14 protein-coding genes are annotated in these 12,136 nt (G+C 44.8%); 12 read left to right on the top strand and 2 right to left on the bottom strand.

What is annotated here, in order from left to right; all coding sequences use genetic code 11:
* Positions 1-106: 106 nt before the first annotated feature.
* The 4 genes from FZ041_RS06190 (at position 107) to FZ041_RS06170 (ending at position 1,955) form a co-directional block, all read left to right on the top strand.
* Entirely contained in the window at positions 107-559 is a 453-nt protein-coding gene (locus FZ041_RS06190) for a PTS sugar transporter subunit IIA (protein WP_149188944.1), read from the top strand.
* A complete protein-coding gene (locus FZ041_RS06185; protein WP_173372972.1) occupies positions 532-711 on the top strand; it encodes a hypothetical protein in 180 nt (59 codons plus the stop codon). The genes FZ041_RS06190 and FZ041_RS06185 overlap by 28 nt, the downstream gene beginning before the upstream one ends.
* A 42-nt stretch (positions 712-753) precedes the next feature.
* A complete protein-coding gene (locus tag FZ041_RS06180) occupies positions 754-1,110 on the top strand; it encodes a hypothetical protein (RefSeq protein WP_149188943.1) in 357 nt (118 codons plus the stop codon).
* Positions 1,111-1,253: 143 nt separating this feature from the next.
* Positions 1,254-1,955, top strand: a complete 702-nt coding sequence (locus tag FZ041_RS06170; protein ID WP_149188942.1) for an L-ribulose-5-phosphate 4-epimerase — start codon at positions 1,254-1,256, stop codon at positions 1,953-1,955.
* 360 nt (positions 1,956-2,315) lie between these two features.
* Here the strand turns inward: FZ041_RS06170 and proC are convergent, their stop codons facing one another.
* Positions 2,316-3,098 carry a pyrroline-5-carboxylate reductase gene (gene proC / locus FZ041_RS06160; RefSeq protein ID WP_149188941.1) on the bottom strand — a complete coding sequence of 261 codons (783 nt, stop codon included), beginning with the start codon at positions 3,096-3,098 and terminating at the stop codon, positions 2,316-2,318.
* A gap of 135 nt (positions 3,099-3,233) precedes the next feature.
* Positions 3,234-3,617, bottom strand: coding sequence for a helix-turn-helix domain-containing protein (locus FZ041_RS14440; protein WP_187626325.1), 384 nt, complete (start codon positions 3,615-3,617; stop codon positions 3,234-3,236).
* 194 nt (positions 3,618-3,811) lie between these two features.
* Between FZ041_RS14440 and FZ041_RS14435 the strand changes: the two genes are divergently transcribed.
* Genes FZ041_RS14435 through FZ041_RS06120 form a run of 8 tightly spaced genes read left to right on the top strand, consistent with a single transcriptional unit; the run spans position 3,812 to position 12,135 of the window.
* Positions 3,812-3,988, top strand: a complete 177-nt coding sequence (locus FZ041_RS14435) for a hypothetical protein (RefSeq protein WP_187626324.1) — start codon at positions 3,812-3,814, stop codon at positions 3,986-3,988.
* 14 nt (positions 3,989-4,002) lie between these two features.
* Positions 4,003-5,835, top strand: a complete 1,833-nt coding sequence (locus FZ041_RS06150; protein ID WP_149188939.1) for a polysaccharide biosynthesis protein — start codon at positions 4,003-4,005, stop codon at positions 5,833-5,835.
* 11 nt (positions 5,836-5,846) lie between these two features.
* Positions 5,847-6,677 carry an aldolase/citrate lyase family protein gene (locus FZ041_RS06145; RefSeq protein WP_149188938.1) on the top strand — a complete coding sequence of 277 codons (831 nt, stop codon included), beginning with the start codon at positions 5,847-5,849 and terminating at the stop codon, positions 6,675-6,677.
* A complete protein-coding gene (locus FZ041_RS06140) occupies positions 6,677-7,888 on the top strand; it encodes an alanine racemase (protein WP_149188937.1) in 1,212 nt (403 codons plus the stop codon). Before FZ041_RS06145 ends, FZ041_RS06140 begins: the two co-directional genes overlap by 1 nt.
* Positions 7,889-7,897: 9 nt before the next feature.
* Positions 7,898-8,590, top strand: coding sequence for a sugar transferase (locus FZ041_RS06135; protein ID WP_149188936.1), 693 nt, complete (start codon positions 7,898-7,900; stop codon positions 8,588-8,590).
* 17 nt (positions 8,591-8,607) lie between these two features.
* The gene (locus FZ041_RS06130; protein ID WP_149188935.1) at positions 8,608-9,534 is read left to right on the top strand and encodes a branched-chain amino acid transaminase; all 927 of its coding nucleotides are present in this window, start codon (positions 8,608-8,610) and stop codon (positions 9,532-9,534) included.
* A 19-nt stretch (positions 9,535-9,553) separates the two neighbouring features.
* Entirely contained in the window at positions 9,554-10,789 is a 1,236-nt protein-coding gene (locus FZ041_RS06125; RefSeq protein WP_149188934.1) for a glycosyltransferase family 4 protein, read from the top strand.
* Between the two features lie 29 nt (positions 10,790-10,818).
* Positions 10,819-12,135 carry a nucleotide sugar dehydrogenase gene (locus tag FZ041_RS06120; protein ID WP_149188933.1) on the top strand — a complete coding sequence of 439 codons (1,317 nt, stop codon included), beginning with the start codon at positions 10,819-10,821 and terminating at the stop codon, positions 12,133-12,135.
* Position 12,136 lies beyond the last annotated feature (1 nt).

The following is a 12,136-nucleotide window of genomic DNA, read 5'->3' as shown; positions in this document are numbered from 1 at the left end:
ATTTCGTTTATCTCGATGACCTCCACGCCGTTGGCGCGGAGGTTTTTTATTTCGTCCGCATTGCATTCCGTTCCGTTCCTGCCTGTAAGGAAGAGAGAGGACTACCATATTTAAAGAATTTGTCGAGACTAAGCACTATTCGTTCCATGAAGGTTTTGCTGACTGGCGGGACGCCGTCCGGGCAGCTTGTGCGCCACTTTTGGCTGATAGTACCATCGAAAAGGAATATCCGGAAATCATTATCGAGAAAGTCGAAGAGCTTGGGCCCTACATCGTTATCGCTCCGGATATCTGCATCCCGCATGCAGAGCGCGGGCGCGGCGTAAATGGCACGGCTATGTGTTTCATGAAGACGGAAAAGCCCGTAAGCTTCGATCCGGATGACCCGGAAAAAGATGCCCGCATCTTTGTGGTATTGGCAGCTACTGATGATGAAGTCCATTTGCCGCTTATCACTTCACGACGGGCAACTTCGGTGGCTGGCATGGCAACTTCGACTGGGATGCAGTCTGGCCATTCATCGGCGTCATCATGGAGAATCTGCAGTACGTCGGTGTAGCAGCGGTAGTCATCCTGCTGCTGGCTATTCCACAGATCCTCTACCAGCGCAACAAGGATACCTACTTCGTCATTGCCGAGGATTTTGACAAATATAAGGAAATCCTTGCTAAGAAACAGGGCGTGCCTGTCGATCAGGTCGTCATTGATTAACCGTAGACAATCTTTTTTATAACGATAAAGGAGTGCTTCAAAATGGCTAAATTGAAAGTTATCGCTGCATGTGCTTCGGGTATGACCGATGCGAAACTGGCGCGGCTCGATATGACCGATGGCGAGATTGACGCAGTGCGCGCTGCCATGCGCGCGACAGGGGGGCCCTTCCGCTCCATTTGCCTGAGCGGCCATCGCAAATTCCCGCTGGGATGCCCCGATAGGCAGAAACAGGACCGCAGCCTCGAAATCATGCAGAAGGCTATAGCCCTTGTGGCCAAGCTGAGAAATGCTATTCGCTGGCCATGCTACACTATCAAGGCAAGGACCATTTTCTCTGCGCAGCCGCAAGGGCGATCGGCTGCTGCTGGCCTTTACCTATGGGAAAGATGGCTATGAAGCTCAGGAGCTCGACCGTGGCCGCGGCGCAGCGAATGTGCTACACTATATCTATGAAGGCAAGGATATCATCATCGGCGCGAACCGCGAGACCAATGAAATCGCGCGCTACGAGCTGACGGAATGAACGGGGAGGAAATATAATGCTTGAAGAACTCAAACAAAAAGTCTATGAAGCCAATATGCTGCTGCCAAAGCATCATCTGATTACCTTTACCTGGGGCAATGTCTCAGGCATCGACCGTGAGAAAGGCCTGTTCGTCATCAAGCCGTCAGGCGTGGAGTACGATGTGCTGAAACCTGCGGATATGGTTGTCGTTGACCTTGAAGGCAACAAGGTCGAAGGGGAGCTCAATCCTTCCTCGGATACCGAGACCCATCGTATCTTTTATAAGGAATTTCCCCATATCGGCGGTGTCGTGCATACCCATTCGCGCTGGGCGACAATCTTTGCTCAGGCAGGACAGGGCGTGCGCGCCTATGGCACGACGCAGGGCGACTATTTCTATGGCGAGATTCCGTGCACCCGTGATATGACCGAGGAAGAAATCCAGGGCGAGTACGAGTATAATACCGGTGTTGTCGCGGTAGAACGCTTCAAGAAGTACGGCATCAATCCCGACTATGTGCCTGCTGTTCTCGTCAAGAATCACGGCCCGTTCTGCTGGGGAACGGACTGCATGAATGCCGTCCACAATGCCGTCGTGCTTGAAGAAGTCGCCATGATGGCCTTCCACACGCAAATGCTCACCGGCGACCGCGACCCCATGCCGCAGGCCCTGCTCGACAAGCACTTCCTGCGTAAGCACGGCCCGAATGCCTACTACGGACAAAGGAAGAAATAAAAAAGGGGTTGTGACAAAATGCTTTCGCATTTTGTCACAACCCCTTCAGTGCATGAGAAGAGTTGGTTAATTCTCTTCGGCACTGAGGCTGCCATGCGTATTAGAGTCTCTTATCCAGCCATTTGCAGATGTAGTAGCTGGTTACGCCTGCCAGGACAGAGACTATAAATGATTCGAACAAGTCTATGCCTCCTTTCTCTTTTTTCTGGGAGAAAGGTACACACGGCAACGATATTATAGCATAGCTTGACTTTTTGTGTAAAATTGATATACTAAAACCAGCTAAATGATTCGAATAAAGCTATGCGAAAAAACCGTAGGGAGTGGTTACCCTGCGGTTTTTTCTGTATGCGAATATTTTCAGCGCTCCATAATAGCCTCAACAGATTTTATACAGGCATTGCGGAAGCCGTTTTCCTCCAGTGCCGTGACGCCGCGGATGGTGGTGCCGGCTGGGGAGCAGACGTTATCCTTGAGTACGCCCGGGTGCTCGCCGGTGGCGAGCTGCAATTTAGCCGAGCCGAGAATCATCTGGGAAATCAGCCGATAGGCATCAGCGCGTTTCATGCCGTATTTTACTGCCGCATCGCCATAGGCCTCGATCATGAGGTCGACAAAAGCCGGGCCGCAGCCCGTGACCGTGCCGCCAATGCCCATAAGCGAACTCGGCAGTTCCTGGACAAGCCCGACGGCGGCAAAAAGCTGCATGATTTCGGCACGCTCGCCAGCGTCTAGCGAATTTGTTTCCTCAAACAATAGCACCCCCTCGCCAACCATGGCGGGGGTATTCGGCATGACGAATTGCAGGCGCGTTGCGGTCTTTAGATGCTGCTGATACTTGGCGTAATCCCAGCCGGCAGCAATCGAAATCAGCGCCTTGCCATCGAGCTTATTGCCGAGATCGGCAAGTACGGATTCGATCTGATACGGCTTGCAGGCCATGACGAGCGTATCAGCTGCGGCAGCAAGGTCAGCCAGCGTCGCGCACGGCGTAAAGCCGATGCGCGTGCTGTTCTTCTGCAGCTTCTCCTGATTCGGTGCAAAAGCAAAGACCTTCGCTTTATCGATAGCCCCTGCCTTGATAAAACCTTCAGCCAGCGCCTGCGCCATATTGCCCATGCCAATGAATCCAAGTGTTTGCATTGTGATATCCTCCTGTATACAGTTAAGTGTTTTACTGTGCAATACAATGGTTACAAATACATCGTATATTTTACACTATATTAAGTTCGTTTGAAAGAAAAAATAGGCATTTCGATTTTTAATGAATCGGAATGCCTATTTTTTTGTGTTTTTCTCGGCCACAGTATCGTATAAAATTTTCGGCACGTCCGTTACAGTTTCAATCTCCACATCCAATGCCATATGAGCGATATAGCGTTCCTGCATCCGCTTGGAGAGTTTGTCGAAACTCTGCAGCATCCGTCTGGCCAGTGGTGGTAGCGATGCTTCGTCGGACTGTTTCGTTTTGTGACCGACCAGTGCATCAAGCGATATGCCGTAGAAATCGGCCAGCTTTGTCAGCGTCTCGATGTCCGGTGAACGCTTGCAGGCCTCGTAGTTTGCATAGGTAGAACGGCTGACGCCAATCGCATCGGCAACCTGCTGTTGTTTCAAATCGTGCAATTCGCGCCATTCCAGCAGATGTTTATTGATATTCATCACGACCTTATTCAGAAATCTACCTACTATTATATGAAAACTTTTATGAAAAAAACGTTTTTGTGCCATAATGAAATGCAAAACGTTGACTTGATTCGTAATGAAACATATAATAAGAGTTGCAATGTGAAACATGATGTAAATATAGGAAACAAAATGCAACTTTTTATGCAGAGTACGAGGGGAAGAAAATAGTGTTTGAAGTAAAGCAGTCTGAAGAAATGGTAAATAAGACGTTTCGTTTACCAGCACCATTGCTGGAGGAGTTGGCTAAAGTAGCTGACCGTGAAAAGGTGTCGGTGAATAATCTGGTACGGCAGTGCTGTGAATACGCACTCAGTAATATGGAGGATAAGCGAAGAGCAGATTGATAGAGGGCTAAGAAATGGATTTTTTACAGCGTATTCGTGACAAGTTCAAATTAATATTGATTGATGCAATTATTTTTGCAATAGCGCCGATATTGGCTGTTATGCTACGGTTTGAAGGAACGCTGCCGGCTAGGGAGCTCGCATCCATACAGGGGTGTATTTTCTGGATGGTGCCTATCTGTTTGGTGATTTCGTATTTTTATGGGATGTACCATCGAATCTGGCATTATGCACGTATGCGGGATTTGGTAGCTCTTATCGGTGCGGTTTCTTTATCGCAGGCTTTGATTTTTATCATCGTTGTGCTGACAGGAACGTATATGCCGCGCAGTATCCCTATCATTACCTGGATATTGACACTGGGAGGGATTGGTGCTAGCCGCTTGATGTTCAAGGTCAATCTAGATCTTGTCACGGAATTGAAGGGAGACCGTAAAAATCTTCTGATTGTAGGGGCTGGTGATGCTGGTGCGATGTTAGTGCGGGAACTCGAGCAGAATAGTGCGGCGACTACCAACATTGTAGGGTTTATCGATGATGATGCGAAGAAGCAAAATGGTCGTTTGGCAGGTTTCCCCATATTGGGCACTGTAGATGAGCTGGCGTCTATCGTAAGGGTGAAGGCCGTCGACAGAATCGTTATTGCGATTCCGTCTGCGGATGGCGCTACGATTCGTCATATCGATAATGCTTGCCGCTCCACAGGGGCTCAAGTTTGTATCATGCCAGGTATCTACAGCATGGTCAATGGTGAGCTCGATATGGGGGAAATGCGGGAAATAAGCCTTGAAGACCTGCTGCGTCGTGATCCTATCAAGTTGGATTTTGAGAAAATCACCAACTATATAGCTGGCAAAACTGTCCTCATCACTGGTGCGGGTGGAAGTATTGGTTCAGAGATATCCCGTCAGATCAGTCGGGTAGGAGCCAAAGAAATAATTCTCTTGGGACGTGGGGAAAACAGCATTTATGAGATTCATCAAGAGTTGATACGGAAATTTCCTGAACAAAATTATCGTACGGTGATTGCCAATATCACAGATAGGGAGCGCATGGCAAGGATTTTTCAGCGCTTCAAGCCTCAGGTTGTGTTCCATGCAGCCGCTCACAAGCACGTTCCGTTGATGGAAATCCAGCCGGATGAGGCAATCCGCAACAATGTCTTTGGTACGCAGAATGTGGCAGAGCTGGCAGATCAGAATCATGCTGAGATTTTTGTGCTGATTTCTACCGATAAGGCAGTAAATCCGACCAGCGTTATGGGAGCAACGAAGCGTACAGCAGAACTAGTATTGCAGGAAATCAACCAGCACAGCAAGACGAAATTCGTAACGGTAAGATTTGGCAATGTACTAGGCAGCCGCGGCAGTGTGGTGCCACTCTTTGAAAAGCAGATTGCACAAGGTGGCCCGGTAACGGTCACCCACAAGGAAATGACCAGATACTTTATGACTATTCCCGAGGCGGTACAACTGGTCTTGCAGGCTGGTAGTCAGGCTGAAGGGGGAGAGGTATTTCTCTTTGATATGGGCGAACCCGTGAAGATTAAAGATATGGCAGAGGACCTTATAAGGCTGCACGGACTTACCCCAGGCAAAGATATCAATATCGTTTACACGGGGCTACGTCCAGGGGAAAAGCTTTATGAGGAACTATTAACCAGTGAAGAAGGTACGACTAGCACCAAGCATAAGAAAATCTTCAAGGCAAAGATTCAGCCGTTAGATGAAGAGGAGTTATCCGAAAGTCTGTGTGTTCTCCGAGAAACTACGGATAAGCAAGTAATTCTGGCTACCCTAAAACATATGATACCGACATATAAAAGCAAGCAATTACAAGAAAACTGAGGATGATAGCGATGGGATTGAAGTTAATGTATATAACCAATAACCCCCAGGTGGCGGTTATTGCACAAAAATATGGCGTAGATAGAGTTTGGGTGGATTTAGAAACCTTAGGCAAAGAAGAACGGCAAGGCCATATAGATTCGGTAAAATCTCATCATTCTATAGAAGATATAGAAAAAATTGTGCCATTTTTGAACAAATCGGAAATGCTGGTGCGTGTAAATCCGTTGAATGCTGGATCTGAAAAAGAAATCAATGCTGTGATTGCTGCAGGCGCAGATTTAATCATGCTTCCCATGTGGAAATCTGTAGAGGATGTGCAGAAGTTCCTGGACATAGTAAACAAAAGATGTAAAACGGTTCTTTTGCTGGAAACGAAAGAAGCTGTTGAATGCCTTGATGCTGTATTAGCGTTGGGCGGTATCGATGAAATCCATATTGGTCTGAATGATTTGCATTTGAGCTATAAACTTGACTTCATGTTTGAGTTATTGGCCAATGGAACTGTGGAGTCTATCTGTAAAAGAATAAGCAAATCTCAAATTCCCTATGGCTTTGGTGGTATTGCTCGCTTGGGGTGTGGCGAACTCCCCGCAGAGAAAATCATTCAAGAGCATTATAGGCTGGGATCGACACGAGCCATTTTGTCGCGAAGTTTTTGTAATGCTCAGCAATATTCCACGATAGAGGAAATAGATGATGTGTTTGCGCAAAATATGAAAATGCTAAGGGACTACGAGATGCAGCTTGATAAGCAATCACAGGAGGACTTTGAACGAAATCGTCAATCTGTGGTGAAAATTGTTCGCAGGATAACAGAGATGAAGGCAGGGGCTAAATAATGGAATTGACAGGAACAACACTTAGAAGACTAAGAAAAGAATATGGTGATGCATTTTATCTGCTGGATTCGGTAGCTTTTAAGAACAATTACCAGGAATTAAAAGCAGCTTTTTCATCTATTTATCCTAAGGTTAATATTGCTTATTCCTACAAGACAAATTATACGCCTAAGTTATGCAAAATTGTTGCTGATTATGCTGGATATGCAGAAGTTGTTTCGGAAATGGAACTGGAGTTAGCCTTGAAAATAGGCGTAGCACCGGAGAATATCATTTGGAATGGCCCTATAAAAAGCAGAGCACATTTAGAAAAGTACATAAAAATGGGAGTAGAGGTAAATATTGATTCCTGGTATGAAATGGAAGAAATTATCGCTATTGCTGCTCAAGTCCCGGATAAGAAATTACGTGTAGGTCTGCGGTGTAATTTCGATGTAGGTGACAAGGTACTTTCACGTTTTGGTTTTGATGCAGATAGTGATGAGTTTATAAGAGCCATAGAAGCGATAAAACAGATTGACAATCTGGAATTCGTTTCCTTGCAGTGTCATTTTGCCAAGCGGTCGCTTGAATATTGGCCGTCTAGAGCCAAAGGAATGCTTGCTATCATTGCTAAATATGAATTAAAGCCGCAGCGCATTGATATCGGTGGCGGATTATATGGCAAGATGGAAGATTCGCTGAAAGCACAGTTTGCAGGGAAAATACCATCATATCAAGACTATGCCAATGCTGTAGCTCCATTTTTCGCAGATTATTATCGAGAAAAAGATTGTAAGCCGGAATTAGTTATTGAACCTGGATCAGCACTGGTTGGCGATTGCATGAAATTTGTCGGCACAGTGAAAACCATTAAGAATATACGGGGGAAGAATATCGCTACAGTGCTAGGCAGTCAAAAGAATATCAGTATGGCAGGGGTTAATCCTCCTTTGGCAATTATATCGATGGGAGAGAATCAGACGCATTATAGCAATATGGATATTGTAGGCTTTACCTGCATAGAAGGAGATGTTCTATATCGGAATTATAATGGTGAGTTGGCTGTAGGAGATGCTGTAGTGATAAGCAATTGTGGGTCATATTCATTGGTTATGAAGCCACCATTCATCCTGCCGAATTTTCCAGTATTAGATATTACTAGTGAGTCACCGGAGGTTGTCAAGCGTGGCGAAACCTTTGATGATATATTTCATACGTTCAACTTTTAAGGGATGGTTATGCAGATACTAAATTTATGCTTGAAAAGGATACTCGATATTTTCATATCTGGACTGGCAATATTATTGCTGATACCTGTATGGATAGTGGTAGCTGTGGCCATAAAGTCAGATTCTGATGGGCCGGTACTCTTTAAGCAAGGACGCCGTACAAAGGATGGACGTATTTTCAATATGTATAAATACCGATCGATGGTGGTAAATGCAGAGAAAATGGGATCTGGCCTTTTTAACTATGAAAATGATCCGCGCGTTACCCGAATAGGCAGGAAACTGCGGAATAGCAGTATCGATGAGTTGCCGCAACTATTTAATATTTTTCTTGGCGATATGTCATTAGTTGGTCCAAGGCCTTGTGTTACATATGAACTGGGCGATTTTGACACACTAAACCGTAAATATAAACGGCGCTTTGTCATGAAGGCTGGTCTGACAGGGTTGGCTCAGGTAAAAGGCAGGAATGATATTTCTTGGGAAGAGAAAGTCGTCTATGACAATCAATATATAGATAATTTCAGAAAATATGGAGTCCTGTACGATTGCTGGCTGATGATAGCAACTGTATTGAAGGTCGTGAAGAGTCAGGATATCTACGAAAGTAAATGTGATGAGACATTGACTGATAGTGAAGCAGCTGCACGTGAGGAAGCAGAAATCATTCGTTTGGCGCATTTACCAGATGATGAAGGATGATATGTGGAGGCAGAGATATGAAAACGGATGTAGCGAACAGATATATATGGTTTAAGCAGGAAATACTGAATGTAAATGATGCCAAGATAAATGTCTTGGCACCGACCTCGCAGTTTGGCTTGAATGTGTTCGAGGGGATTCCATGTTACTGGAATGAAACACAGCAACAATTATATGCATTTAGGTTGGCTGACCATTATAAACGGTTGGCAAAATCTGCAAAGCTATTACAGCTGGATTGCAAATACACGAAAGAGGATTTTGAAAAGGCGCTAGTTGATGTGGTACGTGCCAATGAGTACACGGAAAATGTTTCTGTCCGGCAGACGTTGTTTGTGGATGGTTTCGGTTCGTGGGGAAGCGATGGTCCTGTGGAGATGTTTGTAGCACCGATTCCAAGAGGAAATACCAGTGCGGAATACAATAAACAGGGCCTCAATTGTTGTGTTGCCTCCTGGCGCAGAATCAGTGACAATACCTTATCTCCGCGGATAAAGTGTGGAGCTAACTATATCAATAGTCGGATGGGACAGAGAGAGGCCCTGCGGAATGGCTATGATACATGTATTTTTTTGAATGAGGCAGGAAAGGTTGCCGAGGGGCCAGGCTCGTGTTTATTCTTGGTAAAAGATGGACGTTTGATTACGCCGCAGTTAACGGATAGTGTACTCGAAAGCATCACTCGTGATACTGTTATAAAACTCGCAGAAGAGTTAGGCATTGAAGTACAAGAGCGCAGCGTGGACAGAACCGAATTGTATGCTAGTGATGAAGCATTCTTGTGCGGCTCTGCAATGGAGATAACTCCTATATTATCCATTGATAGATATAAGTATGAATACAGCGAGGAAAGCCTTACAAGTAAACTTTTAGCAAAGTATCGATCAGTTGTCTCGGGACGAGATAGTAAATATCAAGGCTGGCTTACGCCTATTTATAAATGAGAATGGAAGGTCGTAATACGTGAATATATGGATTATAGATCATTATTCTGTTCCCGTAAAATATTATCCACTTGCCCGACAGCGCAATTTTGCAAGATGTTTGCTGCAAAAAGGGCATGATGTAACGATTTTTTGTGCTAGCAGTGTGCATAATTCTTCTATAAATCTAATTGAAGATAATAGTTCCTATAAAGAATTATATGCCGATGGTATTCGTTATATAGCCATAAAGTGTACTAGCTATCATGGCAATGGCATAAAGCGAATATACAATATGCTGGAATTTGCCTATAAATTGCCTAAGGTCCTTAGAAAATATCAAGTGCCGCAGATTATTATTGCTACTTCTATGACGCAATTCGCTTGCGCACAGGGGATAAGATTTGCAAAAAGATATGGATGCAAGGTAATCGCGCAGATAACGGATTTATGGCCTGAAACACTAGTAGCATATGGATTGATGACTAAAAGAAATCCTGCTGTAGTTTTGTTGCGGTGGTTAGAAAAATGGACGTATAAAAACGCGGATAGAATAATCTTTTCGATGAAGGGCGCTTATGATTATATACGAGAACAAAAATGGCAAAAAGAGATTCCTGAATATAAGGTAATACATATCAATAATGGTGTGGATTTAGGCGAATTCCATTACAACAAAGATAACTACAGAAATGCTTTTGCAGAACTCGAAAATAAAAATGAATTCAAGGTAGTTTATACTGGCTCAATACGGCGAGTAAATAATGTCGGGAAGATATTAGACGTTGCTAAGCTGCTGATTGATAGAAATATAGTTTTTCTAATCTTTGGCAAGGGAGAAGAAATGGATGAGCTGATAGCTAGAGCAAAAGCGGAATCCATAAGTAATGTGAAATTTATGGGAGCTGTAGAGAAAAGGTTTATTCCAGATATCGTCAGTTGTGCAGATTTGAATTTTGCTCATAATAGTGGATCGGCTATTTTTAGGTACGGGATTAGTTTTAACAAGATATTCGATTATTTTGCGGCTGGGAAACCAATATTGACTGATTTTGATTGCAAGTACAATCCTGTTTTGGAGGAAAATGCCGGAGTAAATGTCAGCAGTGGCGATGCCAGAGAAATAGCTGATGCTATAGAAAGAATGGCGGCGCTTAGTGACGAGGAATACAGCAATTACTGCAACAATTCATTGCGAGCAGCTGAGAAGTATGATTTTAACCGCTTGACGAAGACGTTGGAAGACACAATTTTTGCTTGTGTTGAGGAACACTGACGAAAATACAGAGGGTAGGAGAAGGTAGCATGGATAAACAAAAACTGAAAGATAAAATCAAGAATCGCGAACTGACTTGTGGTGTGGTAGGCCTTGGCTATGTAGGTTTGCCGCTGGCTGTGGAAAAGGCTAAGGCTGGATTCAAGACGATCGGCTTTGACGTGCAGTCGGCTAAGGTGGATATGGTAAATGCTGGCAAGAACTATATTGGCGACGTGGTAGACAAAGATCTAGCTGAGCTGGTAAAGGCAGGTAAACTTACAGCTACGACAGATTTTTCATTTGTGAAGGATGTTGATTTCATTGCTATCTGTGTGCCTACCCCATTGGATGCGCATCAGCAGCCGGATATCAGCTATGTGAAGAGCAGTGCCGAAGCTATTGCCAAGCATCTGACCAAGGACACCATTGTAGTATTGGAATCCACTACCTATCCCGGCACCACAGAAGGACTGCTAAGACCCATTTTGGAAGATGGGTCCGGCCTCAAATGCGGTGAAGACTTCTATCTGGGCTTTTCTCCGGAACGTGTTGACCCAGGTAATCTGATTTACAAGACAAAGAACACGCCGAAGGTTGTCGGCGGTATCGGCAAAGATGCTACGGAAGTTATCGCCGATGTATATCGTCATATCCTGCAGAGCGATATTCATGAGGTTTCTTCTCCCGCCGTAGCCGAGATGGAGAAAATTCTCGAAAACACCTATCGTAATGTGAACATCGGTCTGGTTAACGAGCTTACCATGCTTTGTCACAAGATGGGAATCAGCATGTGGGAAGTCGTAGACGCTGCCAAAACAAAACCGTATGGATTCCAGGCATTTTATCCAGGTCCGGGACTTGGTGGTCACTGTATTCCGCTTGACCCGTACTACCTTAGCTGGAAGGCAAGAGAATATGGCTTCCATACCTCTATGATTGAGGCCTCTGGCATGATTAACGATAGAATGCCAGAATACACCGTGCTCCGTGCTGGCGAAATTCTCAATCGTTTTGGTAAGAGTATCAAAAATGCCAAGGTGTTGATTCTCGGTGTAGCCTACAAACAGGACATAGACGACTATCGTGAGAGCCCAGCATTAAACGTTATAGAAGAATTCAACAAACGTGGGGCAGAGGTTACGTTCTACGATCCTTGGGTGTCCAGCTACAAGTTCAAAGGCGAAGTGCACCATGGCGAAACGGAGCTTACGAAAGAACTGCTGGAGAATGCTGATATTGTAGTGGTAACCACTGCACATACAAATGTAGATTATGAATTCGTTCAGAAAAATGCCAAGGTGGTATTTGATACGAAAAATGCGATGAAATTTATAGATGAACGGAGTAAGATAGAGCTTCTTTAAT

Source organism: Pseudoselenomonas caprae, assembly GCF_008271345.1.
Taxonomy (GTDB): domain Bacteria; phylum Bacillota; class Negativicutes; order Selenomonadales; family Selenomonadaceae; genus Selenomonas_A; species Selenomonas_A caprae.
The sequence above is the reverse complement of the archived record's forward strand: the minus strand, read 5'-3'. Positions and strand labels throughout refer to the sequence as shown.